General features: G+C 67.8%; 13 protein-coding genes and 3 pseudogenes. 7 read left to right on the top strand and 9 right to left on the bottom strand.

Annotated features, from left to right (window positions below):
* Window positions 1–734 precede the first annotated feature (734 nt).
* Window positions 735–1,301 carry a dihydrofolate reductase family protein gene (locus ACTMTF_RS44235; protein ID WP_441116076.1) on the top strand — a complete coding sequence of 189 codons (567 nt, stop codon included), beginning with the start codon at window positions 735–737 and terminating at the stop codon, window positions 1,299–1,301.
* 256 nt (window positions 1,302–1,557) lie between these two features.
* Here the strand turns inward: ACTMTF_RS44235 and ACTMTF_RS44230 are convergent, their stop codons facing one another.
* The gene (locus ACTMTF_RS44230) at window positions 1,558–2,634 is read right to left on the bottom strand and encodes an RNA polymerase subunit sigma-70 (RefSeq protein ID WP_441116075.1); all 1,077 of its coding nucleotides are present in this window, start codon (window positions 2,632–2,634) and stop codon (window positions 1,558–1,560) included.
* Window positions 2,635–2,999: 365 nt separating this feature from the next.
* Here ACTMTF_RS44230 and ACTMTF_RS44225 point away from each other — a divergent pair.
* Window positions 3,000–3,359, top strand: a pseudogene (locus ACTMTF_RS44225) (transposase); the annotation flags it as partial.
* 565 nt (window positions 3,360–3,924) lie between these two features.
* Here ACTMTF_RS44225 and ACTMTF_RS44220 read toward each other — a convergent pair.
* Window positions 3,925–4,536 (bottom strand): TetR/AcrR family transcriptional regulator, encoded by a 612-nt coding sequence (locus ACTMTF_RS44220; protein ID WP_441116074.1) that lies wholly within the window; start codon window positions 4,534–4,536, stop codon window positions 3,925–3,927.
* Window positions 4,537–4,678: 142 nt separating this feature from the next.
* Here ACTMTF_RS44220 and ACTMTF_RS44215 point away from each other — a divergent pair, with 142 nt between their 5' ends.
* The 3 genes and pseudogenes from ACTMTF_RS44215 to ACTMTF_RS44205 form a co-directional block, all read left to right on the top strand.
* Entirely contained in the window at window positions 4,679–5,413 is a 735-nt protein-coding gene (locus tag ACTMTF_RS44215; protein ID WP_441116073.1) for an SDR family NAD(P)-dependent oxidoreductase, read from the top strand.
* Window positions 5,414–5,447: 34 nt separating this feature from the next.
* Window positions 5,448–6,071 (top strand): NADPH-dependent F420 reductase, encoded by a 624-nt coding sequence (locus tag ACTMTF_RS44210; protein WP_441116072.1) that lies wholly within the window; start codon window positions 5,448–5,450, stop codon window positions 6,069–6,071.
* Window positions 6,072–6,078: 7 nt separating this feature from the next.
* Window positions 6,079–6,423, top strand: a pseudogene (locus ACTMTF_RS44205) (IS1096 element passenger TnpR family protein); the annotation flags it as partial.
* On the opposite strand, the pseudogene ACTMTF_RS44200 reads toward ACTMTF_RS44205, so the two are convergent.
* The 5 genes and pseudogenes from ACTMTF_RS44200 to ACTMTF_RS44180 form a co-directional block, all read right to left on the bottom strand.
* Window positions 6,356–6,844 (bottom strand): annotated as a pseudogene (locus tag ACTMTF_RS44200) (serine hydrolase domain-containing protein); the annotation flags it as partial. The pseudogenes ACTMTF_RS44205 and ACTMTF_RS44200 overlap by 68 nt on opposite strands.
* Window positions 6,845–6,859: 15 nt before the next feature.
* Entirely contained in the window at window positions 6,860–7,753 is an 894-nt protein-coding gene (locus tag ACTMTF_RS44195; protein WP_441116071.1) for an aldo/keto reductase, read from the bottom strand.
* Window positions 7,750–8,319, bottom strand: a complete 570-nt coding sequence (locus ACTMTF_RS44190; protein WP_441116070.1) for a TetR/AcrR family transcriptional regulator — start codon at window positions 8,317–8,319, stop codon at window positions 7,750–7,752. Before ACTMTF_RS44190 ends, ACTMTF_RS44195 begins: the two co-directional genes overlap by 4 nt.
* A 442-nt stretch (window positions 8,320–8,761) precedes the next feature.
* Complete coding sequence (locus tag ACTMTF_RS44185) at window positions 8,762–9,442, bottom strand: SDR family NAD(P)-dependent oxidoreductase (RefSeq protein WP_441116069.1); 681 nt, start codon at window positions 9,440–9,442, stop codon at window positions 8,762–8,764.
* Window positions 9,443–9,548: 106 nt separating this feature from the next.
* Complete coding sequence (locus tag ACTMTF_RS44180) at window positions 9,549–10,085, bottom strand: DsbA family oxidoreductase (RefSeq protein ID WP_441116068.1); 537 nt, start codon at window positions 10,083–10,085, stop codon at window positions 9,549–9,551.
* A gap of 105 nt (window positions 10,086–10,190) precedes the next feature.
* On the opposite strand from ACTMTF_RS44180, the gene ACTMTF_RS44175 reads away from it, so the two are divergent.
* A complete protein-coding gene (locus tag ACTMTF_RS44175; protein WP_441116067.1) occupies window positions 10,191–10,592 on the top strand; it encodes a winged helix-turn-helix transcriptional regulator in 402 nt (133 codons plus the stop codon).
* A gap of 350 nt (window positions 10,593–10,942) precedes the next feature.
* Here the strand turns inward: ACTMTF_RS44175 and ACTMTF_RS44170 are convergent, their stop codons facing one another.
* Window positions 10,943–11,458, bottom strand: a complete 516-nt coding sequence (locus ACTMTF_RS44170) for a cupin domain-containing protein (RefSeq protein WP_441116066.1) — start codon at window positions 11,456–11,458, stop codon at window positions 10,943–10,945.
* Between the two features lie 134 nt (window positions 11,459–11,592).
* On the opposite strand from ACTMTF_RS44170, the gene ACTMTF_RS44165 reads away from it, so the two are divergent.
* Entirely contained in the window at window positions 11,593–12,645 is a 1,053-nt protein-coding gene (locus ACTMTF_RS44165) for a helix-turn-helix transcriptional regulator (protein WP_441116065.1), read from the top strand.
* A gap of 173 nt (window positions 12,646–12,818) precedes the next feature.
* On the opposite strand, the gene ACTMTF_RS44160 is transcribed toward ACTMTF_RS44165, so the two are convergent.
* Window positions 12,819–14,036: an FAD-dependent monooxygenase gene (locus tag ACTMTF_RS44160; RefSeq protein ID WP_441116064.1), complete on the bottom strand. Its 1,218-nt coding sequence runs from the start codon at window positions 14,034–14,036 to the stop codon at window positions 12,819–12,821.
* Between the last annotated feature and the right edge of the window lie 271 nt (window positions 14,037–14,307).

Below are 14,307 nucleotides of genomic sequence, written 5' to 3'. Positions count from 1 at the left end.
ACGCCTTCACGAGATTGGGCCAGATCCGAGTTCCGGCACCAGATCTCGCTGAGTTTCGGCGCCAGCGGCATCTCGCCGATCTCGATGTTCGTGAGTTTGGGCGCCACCCTTCGGTGGGGGCGGGATCCGTCTGTCGTCGGCCAGCACACCGCTCACGCACGGTGACGGGCGTCGGAGGCGGGACGCGCCTTGTCTGCGGCAGATCCGCATGGGTCAGAATGTGCCGATGACTGTCTGGTCTAGCGCCGAAGCCGCCGCCACAGCCCGCGTCGATGAAGCGCCGCACCTCCTGCAGGGCGTTCCCGAGGTTGTTCAGCGTCTGGCCTTCACCGTGCCGGTCGCCCAGCTCCCAGCCGCCGCCCGGCTGCCGACACTGCCAGGAGATCTTCAGGGCGCGGCCGCACGCGAGAGTGCCGTTCATCCGGGGGAAGCGGTGCTGCCACTCCTTGTCCAGGTCGTAGGCGTCCGAAGCCAGTGGGATGAACTTGCCGCACAGACGGGTCCGCGGGCCCGATCAGCGGAACGACGCAGCGGTCGGGAAGAGCTGGCCATGGGTACGCCGCTGCCCGTACAAGGGTGAAGTTGAGATCCGGGGGTAGTGCTCGAGCCCAGCCGAGTACGCCGTGCCGAGTCCGAAACGCGAGAACTACCTGCGGACGCAGATCGCGCACCGATTAGGTTTCCGCGCCGTGCCCGTCTGTACGTGTGAGATCGACTCACGGAAGGCTGGCACGATGCGGAAACTGATCTTCGGCATGAACGTGACCCTGGACGGCTACATCGCCGCGACCGGCGACGACATCGGCTGGGGCGGGCCGCCGAGCGACGAGCTGTTCCAGTGGTGGCTCGACCAGGAGCGGGCGAGCGAGATGTCGCTGTACGGGCGCAAGCTGTGGGAGACGATGAGCTCCTACTGGCCGACCGGCGACCAGCAGCCCAACGCCACCCCGGCGCAGATCGAGTTCGCGCGGAACTGGCGGGACACGCCGAAGGTGGTGTTCTCCTCGACGATCGACAAGGTCGACTGGAACACCCGCCTGATCACCGGCGACGCGGTCGCCGAGATCACCCGGCTCAAGGCCGAAGACGGCGGCCCGATGAGCATCGGCGGCGCAACGCTCGCCGGGGCTGCCATGCAGGCCGGGCTGATCGACGACTACGCCCTGGCCACTTACCCGGTCCTGGCGGGCGGCGGCACGCCGTTCTTCACGGCGCTGGACAGCTGGGTGAACCTGAACCTGGTGGAGACGCGGACGTTTCCCGGCGGCGTGGTGCTGACCCGATACGAGACGAGGCGATGAGCACGGGCCAGATGCTCGGCTCGTGAGGCCAGGTCGAAATCCTTCCTGGCGTGCTCACCGTGTCCCTCGGCCATGAGGGGATCTTCCCAGGGCCCTTCCTTGCGTTCCGAGTGAGCTGTTGACCGACTTGCTGGAGATGAGGGACGACGGCGTCGTTGATTGACGATGTTCTTCGGGCATGAAGATGCCCCGCCGGCAACGCCGGCGGGGCGGTGGGGTTCGCGTTGTCGCGTTGGTGTTCAGCTGGTCGGGGTGCTCATTCCGCGGTGACTTCGGTGACGGCGGCCCGTGTGCTGGACTCGTCGACGATGGGGCCTCTGTCTGATGACAGTGTCGGGGGCAGGCCCAGCCATGGTTTGTCGGTGGCGTCGAATCCGGTGAGCTCGGCGATCTTCCCGTCGACGATGTGCAGGACCGCGATGTTGAATAGCCGGTACTCCGGGTCGTCGGGGGTGCGGAGGTACAGCACGGCGGCAGGCATGCGGTTGACGGTCGTGGTGATACAGCGCCAGTCGTCGTAGCCGCGCTGGAAGAGCCCGCCGGAGACCCAGCCGTCCACCGCGTCCTTGGCCGTCATGATCAAGGTGCCCGACTCGGGCAGCATCGCGAAGCGCAGGTCGTCGCGCAGCAGGGATATCAGCCCGTCGAGGTCGTTGCGCTCATGGGCGTCGATATACGACTTCACCACGCCGCGCTCGTCATTCGACAGCTCGTGGGTGGCGGGGCTCCGCCAGTCGAGGCGGCGGTCGGGCAGCTGCTCGCGCATCGTCACACGGGCCCGCTGCAGTGCGCTGGTCACCGATACGACGGTCAACTCGAGGGCGTCGGCGGCTTTCGACGCCGGCCAGCCGAGGACGTCGCGCAGGATGAACGCCGCCCGCTGCCGCGGCGGCAGGTGCTGGACGGCGACGATGAACGCCAGCTCGATCGTTTCCCGCGCCACCACCGATTCCTGTGGGTCCTCGGGGAGCATCCGGTCGGGGTAGGGCTGCAGGTACAGCACCTCGGAGCCGGGGTCCGGGAGCTCGGACGGTACGGGTGTGCGGTCGTTGCGCTTCTCCAGGAAGTCGAGGCAGGCGTTCGTCGCGATCCGGTACAGCCAGGTCCGCAGGGTCGCGTGGCCCTTGAACGACTCCCGCTTGTTCCACGCTCGCAGGAACGTCTCCTGCGTCATGTCCTGGGCGTCATCGTAGTTCGCGAGCATGCGGTAGCAGTGCACCTGCAGCTCACGCCGGTGGCGCTCCGTGATGAGTGCGAACCGCGCCGTGTCGCCTGAGCGGACCGCCGCGATGAACGTGGCCTCGTCGGCGCCCAGCAGTCTGGCGTCGCTCATGGTCATCAATCCTTCCACAGGTGCGTGAGGGCTAACAGAACTGACGATGTGGCGGAGGATTCCTGATCGGTGGACACCCAACACCGACGAACTCACCGCCCGCATGACCAGCAACCGCGACAGTGTCGCCCAGGAACGCGCCGGCCGGTCAGGTCCACGTAATGCAGAACTGCGTTGGACAGGTCCGCTCTGGGAAAGCGGCTGAGGGAGAAATCTGCGCGACCAGTAACCTCGCCGCCTTTGTTCAAGGCGGTCAGGGTGGGAGCAATGTCCAACGCCGCGACCACATCGGCAGGGGGACGCACGGGGCGGGGAGGCGGCTTACCTTCCGGAACATCACCCAGGCGCACGTCGGACTTGGTGGAACCGAGCTGAAGAACCGCAGTGTGGACGATGTGCTCATGCTGGTCTGCGACGGGCTCAAGGGCTTGCCGCAGGCGGTGGAGGCGGTCTGGCCGCGGACCATCGTCCAGACGTGTGTGATCCACCTGCTGCGCGGCTCGTTCCGATACGCCGCCCGTCAGGACTGGGACAAGATCGTACATGCGCTCAAGCCCGTCTACACCGCCCCGACGGAGGAGGCAGCGCTGGAGCGGTTCTACGAGTTCTCCGAGGTCTGGGGGCAGAAATACCCGGCCATCGTGCGCCTGTGGGAGAGCAGCTGGACGGAGTTCGTGCCCTTCCTGGCCTTCGACGTCGAGATCCGCAAAGTGATCTGCTCCTCAACAACCAAGATCAGCTCTTAAGTTGACACCCCCGCAGCTCACACGGTCACCTGGGCGCCTCGGCCCACGCCGGCTTCCCGGCGTAGGCCTTTGTCGCTAGATGCAGATGGCGACCGGCGGCGGGAGGCAGACGATAGGGGCGGGCGCGGCACTCGCGGAAGCTGCGGTGCCAGCGACAAGAGCGCTGGCGGCCAGCACGGTGGCCGACACTGTGAGCAGGATGCGGCGGCACATGACGTGATCTCCGTTCTCAGGAGCGGGCGGGTCCCCATGGTTATCGCCAGACCATCCAGTTACTGAACGTGCCAAGTCAGTCACTTATAGCTGTCTTCGCAGCTAGACGGGCTGTCAGCGAATACAGCGTGCGGGGCCGGCAACCGCCAGGCCGACCACGTCGGCGGGTCCTCGATCTCCCCGGCGGCTTCTGCCGCGGCCTTCAGCGGGCGGGCGCCCAGTTCCGTAAAAGCCAGCAGGTCCGGGCCAGGTGCTGGGCGGCTGGTGTCGCGTACATGCGGGTGCGGCCGCGCGACCGGCAGCGCGTCCAGCCCGGCCGCGGAGTGCCGAGTCAACTTGACACTTCCTCCCGTCGCCGGTCTTCGCCGGCTGTGGCGGGGATGGCGTTGTCGATGAGGACGGCGGCGATGGCGGCGGCGGCGGGGAAGGCGTCGGCGTTGAGGACCCGGGTGCGGGCCGCGGCGCCGTCGATGAGCAGCGCGAGCTGCTCGCCGAGCTGTTCAGGGTCGGCGGCGCCGGCTTCGCGGGCGGTGTCGGCGAGCCGCGCGGCGACGGCTTTCTTGTAGTCGCGTGCGTACTGGGATGCGGGGTGCTGGGGGTCGTGAAGCTCGACGGCGGCGGCGATGTAGGGGCACAGGGGGGTGGTGGGGGGGATGTCGAAGGCGGCCAGGAGCCGTTCGCGGGGCGTGAGGTCGGTGCGGTCGAACAAGCCGGACAGAACGGAGGGGTCGAACCGGCGCAGGTACTCGGCGACGAGTTCGTCCTTGCCGGTGAAGTGCTGGTAGGCCGTGCGCTTGGACACCTGGGCCGCCGCGCAGAGCTGGTCCATGCCGGTGCGGTTGATGCCCTGCTCGCGGAACAGCTGCTGGGACGCGCCGAGGATGCGCTCGCGGGCGCCCCGGCCGCGGCGGCGGCCCTTGGGGCCCTTCTCCAACTCCGTCATGGGTCCATGATACCCCAGCTGGGTAACGACCGGTGTACATAGTTGCGTCCAGGCCGCCCGCCCAGTAGCGTAAGCAAACAGATCGGTGTACATAACGCGGTCACCCCAGGTGCGTACGGCACCACCGACCCAAGGAGAGACCATGGGAAAGCTTGACGGCAAGGTAGCGGTCATCACCGGCGGCACCACCGGCATGGCGCTGGCCGGCGCGAAGCTGTTCGTCGACGAGGGAGCGCACGTCTTCATCACCGGCCGCCGCCAGGACGTCCTGGATGACGCCGTGAAGCAGATCGGCCGCAACGTCACCGGCGTCCAGGGCGACGCCGCCGACCTGGACGACCTGGACCGCCTGTACGACACCGTCAAGCGGGAGAAGGGCAGCCTCGACGTGCTGTGGGCCAGCGCCGGCGGGGGCGAGCCCGCCCCGCTCGGCGAGATCACCGAGGCGCAGTTCGACACCTGGTTCGGGCTCAACGCCCGCGGCACCCTGTTCACCGTCCAGAAGGCGCTCCCGCTCTTCAACGACGGCGGCTCCATCCTCATGACCGGCTCCAACGCCTCCCTCGGCGCCTTCCCCGGCTGGAGCGTCTACGCCGGCAGCAAGGCCGTCCAGCAGGCCTGGGCCCGCGTCTGGCTCAACGAGCTCAAGGACCGCCGCATCCGCGTCAACGTCCTGACCCCCGGCCAGGTCGCCACCGCCAAGCAGGAAGAACTCTTCGACGAGGCCACCAGGCGCCAGTTCGAGTCCCTCATCCCCCGCGGCCAGATGGGCCGCCCCGACGAAATCGCCACCGCCGCCCTCTTCCTCGCCTCCGACGACTCCAGCTACGTCAACGGCATGGAACTCGTCGCCGACGGCGGCACCACCGCCATCTGACCCGAACAACTCACCACCAGGGCAGGACATCTCAATGAGTAACATCAGCATCATCGGCACCGGGAACATGGCCCGCACCATCGGCGCGCGGGCGGTAGCGGGCGGCAACACCGTCGAGGTCATGGGCCGCGATCAGTCCAAGGCCGCTGACCTGGCCAAGGCTCTCGGCGGCGGCGCCACGACGGGAGAATGGGGCACCGCCCCGGCCGGGGACATCGTCATCGTGGCCCTGTTGTACGACGGTGTCGTGCCGGTCGTCGCCCAGTACGGAGACGCTCTCGCGGGCAAGGTCATCGTCGACATCAGCAATCCCTTCAATTCCACGTTCGACGGGCTGGCCCACCGCGAGGAGACCTCGATCGCGCAGGAAGTCGCCAAGGCGGCCCCGGCCAGCGCCAGCGTGGTGAAGGCGTTCAACACCGTCTTCCGTCATGTCCTGGAGAAGGGTCGGCCCGACGTCTTCATCGCCGGCGACAATGCGCAGGCCAAGGCAAGTGTGGAGGCGTTCATCGAAAGCCTCGGACTGCGCCCGCTGGACGTCGGCGGCCTGAAAATGGCGCACTGGCTGGAAGGAGCGGGCGTGGTCACGGTGGGCCTCGCCAACCACGGGGTGGGCAACTTGGACTTCGCCCTCAGCATCACCGAACTTCCCGGCTGAGCGCGTTCTGCCGCGGGATCGAGGACCTTGGGCCTGGACCCCGACGTGGCCCAGCACTTGCAGTCCGTCCTGCAGGAGTGGGACAACTCCGCCGCTGAAATGCGTTCATAAGCCGATTCCGGCGACGATCACGCCGGTACGGTGGCCGCGTGGGCACCATGGGCACCGTTCACCAGATCAAGGTCACCCTCTGGCGTGGCGGCGCGTCCATCTGCCGTCGACGGCGACTCTGGACCAGCGGCACGAGGTGATCCAGGTAGCGATGGGCTGGGAGCAACACCACCTGCACCTGTTCGGCGAAGGCGATGCCGGGTACGGCGACAACGCCCGCGACGAGACGGCTGTGACGCTGGCCATGCTGATCCCTCGGGTCGGGGACTGGCTGGGCCATCGCTACGACTTCGGCGACATGTGCGCTTGCGGACGTAGTCGGCGTAGTCCTGCTTGCTCACGTGCTCGATGATCGCACCCAGGACGATGTAGCCGGCGTTGCCGTACTGCATCTTGGTGCCCGGCTCGGACGTCAGCGGCTGCTTGACGATCTCCTTCATCAGGACGTCGACGTCGACCTGCGCATGGTCGTTCCCCGGCACCTCGCCCATGCCCGAGATGTGGGTGAGCAGGTGATGAACGGTCACCTTGTCGGCGATCTCGCTCGGGAACCCCTTGACGTACCTGCCGATCGTGTCCTGGAAGGAAACCTTGCCCTTCTGGACGAGCTGGGCGCCTTGTCGGCCATGCCGTAAACGTTGTTCGAAAAGCACGCCAGTCATCTCGGGTGGGGCAGGTCAGCTGGTCGGTGTACCGGCCGGGCGGGAGGGGACAGCGTCGAGCGCGGCCAGGGTGGCCTCGTCGAGGCTGAGTGCGCCCGCGTCGACGTTGGCCTGCAGGTGCTCGGCGTTGGCCGTGCCGGGGATGAGGTGCACATTCGGCGCGTGGTGCAGCAACCAGGCGAGACCGACCTGCGCGGGCGTGCTGCCCAGGCGCTGAGCCGCGGCGATGACGGCCGGCTCGTCGGTCACCTTCGGCAAGCCGGGGAAGGCGCTGCCGAGCGGAAAGTACGGCACCCAGGCGATGTTCTCGGCGAGGCAGAACTGGAGCAGGTCCTCGTCGTCGCGTGCCACCAGGCTGTAGGCGTTTTGCACGCAGGCGATGCCGGCACCGATCGCTCGGCGCAGCCCGTCCAGCCTCACGCTGCTCAGTCCGATGGCGCCGATCTTGCCCTCGTCGCGCAGCGCGGTCATCTCGGCGAGCTGGTCGTCGAGGTCGACGACCTGGTCGGCGTCGAGGGGGATGCGGGGCGCGGCATCCATGCGGCGGAGGTTCACCAGCGGGATCTGCTCGAGACCGAGGCTGACCAGGTTGGCCTCGACGCTGGCCCGGAGCTCTTTCGGACGCTGGGCGGGTCGCATCGGGATGGGGCCGCCCGGGTTGGGGTCGGCGCCGACCTTGGTGGCGACGAGCACCCCGTCGTCGGGACGCAGCGCCTCGCGCAGGAGTCCGTTGACGAACCCGTCGCCGTAGAACTGGGCGGTGTCGATGTGGTCGATGTCAAGCTCGACCGCGCGGCGCACGATCGCCAGAGCGGTGCCGCGGTCGCCGTGCAGGCGCTCCAATTGCATCGCGCCGTAGCCGATCCGGAAAACGGTACGGCCGGCGAAGGGAGCGGTCGCGGTGGTCATGAGGCTGTCTCCTCAGTCGTTGATCTCAGGGCGATGTACAGCAGTTCGGCCTGGTAGAGCGCCATGACTCGGCGGGCGATCGGGGCGGCGCGCTCTCGGGCCCCGGACGGCTCGTGGTGCTCGACCTTGACGAGCCAGGCCGTTACGCAGTCGTGCAGCAGCGTGCGCATCCGCTCGGTCATGTCGACGACGATGTCGCGGACGTCCGGGGCGGTGGTCGCCTCACTCCAGGTCTGCACGCCCACCCGGGCCTGGACGGGGTCGATCGCGGCGATCAGGCGGGCGAGCAGTTCGTCGGGATCGGGTGGGACGTCGTCCGCGGCGTACTCGCCGATGACGTCGGCGCGCTTGGCGAGCACCTCGCGGACGGCGGCCCGGATCAGCTCGGCCTTGTTGTGGTAGTGCGCGTAGATCGAGCCGGCCGAGAGTCCGGACTCGGCGATGACGTCGGCGATCGAGGTCCCCTTCAGGCCGGTGCGGCCGAAGCAGCGGACGGCGGCCTCGGCGATCTGGGCACGACGGAGCTCTTTGCGCGCGTTGGTGAGCCGCGGCACCACACCCCCCACAAAGAGAATAGTCATTCGGTTTGCGGGGCAACACTAACAGAATCGACGTTCTTTTTGACAAGGAGGAGTCTGCCCCGGTGTCACCGCGTACGTACGGACCTGCCGTGAAGACGCATCCGTCTCGCCCTTTACCATGGCGGCCAGGCGGCGCACCTGACATGTCTGACTACTCACGTCGCGGGCCTGCACGTGAGCCCCGGCCGATTTTCCGCCCGCGCCCGCTCGCAGGAAGAGCTGTCCCGGAAACGGTCATCCAAGGGATAAAGGCGAGAACGCTACGGCGCGATCCTCGAGGTCGAGGAACGACGGAACAGCCATCAGCGGCACGGGGCTGTTCGAGCAGGTCAGGGCGGTGCACGATCAACGGTGCTGAGTCAGCTTCGCTCTGACATTGCCGCCTGCGGGGCGAATGCCCCTCTCGGGAGCGGGGCGGGCCGGCCGGTCAGGCGTTGAAGACGCCCTCGGAGCGGTCGCGGTTCTCGTGCAGGTCCCAGTACAGGGGCGCGATCTGCTCGGGCGTGGCCGTCGGGCTGCCTTCCGGGCCGCCCCCGCCGATCCAGACGTTGATCACCACGTGCGCGGCGTGCACGCCGCTGCCGGTCAGTTCCTTGTCCAGGTTGATCACCCAGTTGCGCAGAGCTGCTTGGGCCGGGTTGGCGTTGCCGAACGTCGGCACCGGGTCCACGGAACCGCCGCCCGCGGTGAACAGCAGGGTCCCGGCGCCCGCCTCGCGCATCGCGGGCAGCACCGCCTGGGCCGCCGTGATGGCGCCGTAGAAGGCGTACTCGATCATCGGCTGCAGATTGTCCACCGTGACCTCCGAGGGAGCGGCCAGGGTGAGGCCGGGCACCGGGGAGTGCGGGGCCGGCGAATACTCCAGTACGTCGATGCCGCCGAAGCGGGCCTTGGCCGCGTCCAGGGCATCGGTCAGTGAGGCGCGGTCGAGGATGTCGGCGGGGAACGCGGCGGCCGTGATGCCTTCCTGGCCGAGCTGGGCGACCAGCGTTTCCAGCTTCTCCTTGGTACGGGCGATCAGGGCGACGTCGAAGCCGCGGCTGCCGAAGGTGCGGGCGATGGCCAGGCCCATGCCGGGGCCGGCGCCGACGATGGCGAGAGTGGGCACAGTGAGATCTCTTCCGTGTTGTGACCGCCGGGACATGCGGAGATCGGATGCCCGGCTGGCGTGTGGATCAGGCGTGTAGATCAGGCGTGTAGATCAGGCGTGTAGATCAGGCGTGTAGATCAGGCGTGGGCGGCGGGAACCGCGCAGCCGTCCGGGCCGCAGATCGCCCGGTGAGCACGCGCCGGGTCTTCTCGCGCTCCAGGCCGATCTGGTCGGCCAGGCCGAGGAGATCGTCGAGGCCGAAGACGGGCCGCGCCTGACCGAAGTAGGCCCGGAAGATCGCGTCCCACGCGACGCGGTTCTTGCCCTCCGCCGAGGCGTGGGCGAGGAACTCGTGAGCGAGCCGGGTGTTGCTGACCTGATTGCCCAGCACCCTGTAGGGGCTCAGGCCCTCCTGCGCGGCCATCGCCTCGATCTGGCGGGTCGACGCCTCCAGGCGGGCGCCGGCCAGGCCGTACTTGCGCAGCATGGCCTCGCGGACGCTGATCGTGCTGCCGACGGTGAAACCGTCGCTCAGCGGGAACGAGCGGTGGATCACTTCCACCTCCTCACCGTGCTCGAACCGCTCCACGGCGCGGTCCAGGCGGTGGCTGCCCAGGCCGCGCCAGGGGCAGGTGATCTCGGACCAGATCTCGACTCTCATGGCGCACCCCCAATTCCTACTATTTGTGCGTAGCGCCATGATGGACCAGTATGAAAGGCCGTACAAAAGGCACATTGATGTGCGTGCCGGAAGGGAATGTGCCCCATGGACGTCGCAACCCCGTCAGGTGCCGCAGCAGACCGAGGACCGTGCGCCGGCATCCCCGCCGAGCAGATGGACTTCATTCGCCAGGTACTGGACCGCGTCGGGGACAAGTGGAGCCTGCTGGTGATCGCCGCACTTGATGCCGGCCCGCTGCGCTACACCGACCTGCGGCGCGACGTCCCCGGCATCTCACAGCGGATGCTCACCCTTACCGTGCGCCAACTCCAGCAGGACGGCTTGGTGACCCGGACCGCCTACGCGGAGGTGCCGCCGCGTGTGGAGTACGCCCTCACCCCCCTGGGCCACAGCCTCCACCACATCGTCACGTCCCTGATCACCTGGGTCACCGACCACCACGGCCAGATCCGCGAACACCGCGCCCACACCGCCACCGGGCCCTGATGCCCGACCCGTTTCGGGGACGCGACGGCGGCTTGAGCGAGACAACCGCAAGAAGTTCAACGCGCAGACTTGACGGGGAACGGGAGGGACCCCGATCGCCCCCCGTGATCGCGTTCGCGGTGCCCTCACTGCGGCTACGCCGCCCCGCTCTCTTCCCCGACGATGCCGAGGCCCTGCGATGCCGGGCCGCGCGGACGCCGATCGCCGCGCAGGCCCCGGCCCCCGAGCCAGTTACGGTGCCGGCCATGCCGGTCACACAGCCGGATGACCCGCCAAACACGACTACGTCTTCAACGGCACCTGACCATCACCGCAATCGTGATCTGGCTCCGCGACATCGTACGAGACCATCAGCCGCGTCCTGGGCCGAGATAGGCGGCAGGGATCATGCCGTCGGCGGCGAGCGGCGGGCCGAGGATGGTCTGGCCATGTTCCCTGGCCGCCGCGGCCATGTCGGCCGGGGTGATCGCCCAGCCTTCGGGCTTGGGGCGGGAGAGGTCCCAGCCGGCGGCGCGGAAGAACCCTTCCATGCCTGCGGGGGTGCTGATGGCCAGCATGTCCACCGTCGGTGAGGTGAACCGGTACGCGTGCGGAACCTGGCGCGGCAGGAAGGCGACGCCGCCTTCGGACAGCTCATAACGGTGTTCGCCGGCCCAGAAGATGCCGCTGCCGGACAGGAGCACGACGATCTCGTCCTCGTGGGCGTGGACGTGGACCGGTGAGGCAGAACCCTCGGAGGCCGCCGAGCGGAACATCGTCAGTTGGCCCGCGGTGTGCCGGGCGTCCAGCAAGATCCGCATGATGCCGCCGCCGAGCCATTCCAGCTGCTCGTGGTCAGCCGCCTGGGCCAGGTACGGGATGGTCACAAGGTTCCTTTCGTCATGACGGGCCGCAGGTGGTGCGCGACCACGCGATCGCCACCGTAAGGGTGGCAACCTCGATTCCGGCATCCCAGAATTCCGGGATCTTGCGCACATCACGGCCGTTAGGCTGGCAGCGCATGAGGCTTTCTGTCACACAGCGCGAAGCCGTCCGCGACATCATGGCGATCTGTTCCCTCGACTTGGATTCGCGGACGTTGCGCACCAAGATCGCCGGTCGGCTGCGTCGCGTCATCTCCCAGGATGCGTTCTGTTTCGGCACGATCGATCCGTGGACGCTGCTGGTCACTGACGAGGTGTCGGACGGCATCCCCTCGGCCGGTGCCGCTCTCGCGGCGCGCAACGAATACCTAATCGCGGACGTCGACAAGTTCGCGGTCCTGGCCCGGTCCCGCCGCACCGTGGCGATCCTCAGCCAGAGCACCGGCGGGAACCCTGGTGTCAGCCACCGGTTCCGGTCGGTGTTGCCCATCATCGACGCGCGGCACGAGATGCGGGCCGTCTTCGTGGCCGACGGCAGTTGCTGGGGCGGGGTGGCCGTGTTCCGCAACGGCGGACGGCCCGACTTCACCCACGGTGACGCCGATCTGGTGCAGGCCATCTCCGTCCCCGTCGCGGTAGCGCTCCGGCGCGCCGCGTGTCGCCGTGGTGCGGCTGTGGGGGTGAGCACCGATCCGGGCGGTCCTGGAGTCCTGATCCTGGACCAGGGTGGAGGGGTGCTGGCGACCAACGAGGCCGGTCGCCGAAGGCTGGACGAACTGTCACCGCACCGGATGGCCGTGCACGAGGTGGCGGCGGCCGCCCGCGCCGGCCACAACTCCCGCGCCCATGCCAGGGTCCGGTCACGTACCGGCCGGTGGTTGTCGTTGTGGGGCTCCCCGTTCGACGGTGGCCACGAGGGAGACGTCTCGGTTGTCATCCAGACGGCCCCGACCTCGGAAATCTCGCAACTACTGATGCTCGCCTACGCCCTCAGCCCCCGCGAGCGGGACGTGCTTCAGCGGGTGATCGCCGGCATACCGTCCGCCGGGATCGCCGCCGAACTGCACATCTCCATCAGCACTGTGCAGGACCACCTCAAGTCCATCTTCGCCAAGGTCGGCGTCCGCAGTCGCGGCCGGCTCGTGTCACACATTCTCGGCGAGCACTACCTGCCCCACGCCGCCCTCTGAGGTGCGTCTCGACGTCCCGTGAGGGCCGCTCAGCCGGCGCAGGATCGGCAGGAGCACAGTTCGGCGATCAGGTCTTCCTTCGTCCGCCAGTGAGGGTTAAGCATTCCCTTGCTGATGCTGCGACCTTGGGCGGGGCGTGCCGCACAAGCTCGGTCACCGCATCTCCTCCAGGCTCAGACCGCCGCGACGTCCGCATTCTTCGAAACCCTGCCGCGCATGAAAAACTGCCGGACCCAGCGGCCGATGACGGGCCAGTCCTCGCCCCGGGTCCAGAAAAAGCGCAGCAGATTCTCACGGCGGCCCGATGGGTTGAACCACTGACGCAGCCCTTCGGCAGTGCCCTGCCACTCGGTGATGACCGGTCGCAGCTTGCCTTCCCACTCGGTCAACGCCGTTCTGAGGTCGTCCGGATGCCGCTGCAGCATGGAGCCGAGCAGATCCGCTCCGACCAACCCTGCCGAGACACCCATCCCGGCGTAGAGCGTGACGCACCACGCCGAATCACCCATCAGAACCACCCGCCCTCGGTGCCAGGAGTCCATCCGCACTTGTTCGGCCGAGTCGAAGAGGATGTCCTTCACCTTGTCGGCCTCGTCAAGGACAGCGCCGAGCAGCTTGCCCGTCGGCCGGTCGCCGAAGACCTGACGCAGCCGCTGAGCCGGAGGCAGGCGGAACTCGGAGTCGATATCGTCCGTGCGGTACGTGAGCATGACTGTGGGGATCCGGTCCTGGAATCCGAACACCCACATCGCGCGGTCGTGGTCCGGTTCCAGCAGTACGGCGGTGTCTTCCTGCGCGAGGCCGGGCAGGGGCTTGGAGAGCTGGAAGGCGCAGGTGATCCCGCCCAGCCGGTGCATGTAGCGCTCGTGCGGGCCGAACACCAGGCTGCGCACGGTCGACCGTAGCCCATCCGCGCCGACGACCAGGCCGAACCGCTCGGTCACGGTGTCGCCGTTCGCGGTGTCGCGCAGGGTTACGTCGACGCCGTCGGCGTCCTGCTCGATCTCGGTCGGGACAGTGGAGAAGCGGATCTCGACGTCGTCGGGCAGCGCTTCGAACGCGGCGTTCTCGACGTCGCCCCGCAGCATCATGCGCGGACCGTCAGGAAGGCTGCCGAGGATGGCCATGCTGGTCCGATTGTCGCGGCGGTCGATCTCGTAGTGGACGGTGTCGGGGGCGCCGTGGTCCGGCACGCCTGGCCCCATGCCCAGCCGCTCGGCGCTCGCGCGTCCCGCTCCCCACAGCAGCACGAAGTAGCCTCCCGTTCGGCGCTGCGGTGCCCGTTCGACGACGATCGGTTCCCAGCCAATTTGACGCAACCGAATCGCCGTGGCCATACCGCTGATTCCCATTCCGACGATGAGTGCGCGTCGGTTCTGTTCGGTAGTCATTTCTCCAGCATAGAAACCGATTGACCATTTTTTCCTATTCGGCCGCTAGGGCATATCTCATAGCCGGGCGACCTCACATTTGGCGCCGCTGAATCGTCAGGGAAATTCATGCAGGCCGCCGCGTCTCGGCGTTCACGTGAAGTAAAAGGGGTTGCTGCTTAGGCAGCGCAATTGGTTCGCCACCAGGGGGACAGTGAGGTGATCTCAGCCAATTGCCGGTAGGTAGTCATGCTCGAAATGGGTGAGGACGAGTGCTGCGCGGGCGATGTCG

Origin of the sequence: Nonomuraea sp. ZG12, assembly GCF_052068115.1 — a bacterium.
GTDB lineage: Bacteria > Actinomycetota > Actinomycetes > Streptosporangiales > Streptosporangiaceae > Nonomuraea.
Note: the sequence above shows the minus strand (reverse complement) of the source record. Positions and strands in the feature narration are given on the sequence as shown.

Bases quoted from the DNA above. Each gene is read 5' to 3' on its own strand.
- ACTMTF_RS44175 (WP_441116067.1), top strand. From the start codon at position 10,191: ATGGACGTCGCAACCCCGTCAGGTGCCGCAGCAGACCGAGGACCGTGC.
- ACTMTF_RS44220 (WP_441116074.1), bottom strand. From the start codon at position 4,536: ATGACGGAGTTGGAGAAGGGCCCCAAGGGCCGCCGCCGCGGCCGGGGC.
- ACTMTF_RS44210 (WP_441116072.1), top strand. From the start codon at position 5,448: ATGAGTAACATCAGCATCATCGGCACCGGGAACATGGCCCGCACCATC.
- ACTMTF_RS44235 (WP_441116076.1), top strand. From the start codon at position 735: ATGCGGAAACTGATCTTCGGCATGAACGTGACCCTGGACGGCTACATC.
- ACTMTF_RS44160 (WP_441116064.1), bottom strand. From the start codon at position 14,036: ATGACTACCGAACAGAACCGACGCGCACTCATCGTCGGAATGGGAATC.
- ACTMTF_RS44180 (WP_441116068.1), bottom strand. From the start codon at position 10,085: ATGAGAGTCGAGATCTGGTCCGAGATCACCTGCCCCTGGCGCGGCCTG.
- ACTMTF_RS44195 (WP_441116071.1), bottom strand. From the start codon at position 7,753: ATGACCACCGCGACCGCTCCCTTCGCCGGCCGTACCGTTTTCCGGATC.
- ACTMTF_RS44230 (WP_441116075.1), bottom strand. From the start codon at position 2,634: ATGAGCGACGCCAGACTGCTGGGCGCCGACGAGGCCACGTTCATCGCG.
- ACTMTF_RS44165 (WP_441116065.1), top strand. From the start codon at position 11,593: ATGAGGCTTTCTGTCACACAGCGCGAAGCCGTCCGCGACATCATGGCG.
- ACTMTF_RS44215 (WP_441116073.1), top strand. From the start codon at position 4,679: ATGGGAAAGCTTGACGGCAAGGTAGCGGTCATCACCGGCGGCACCACC.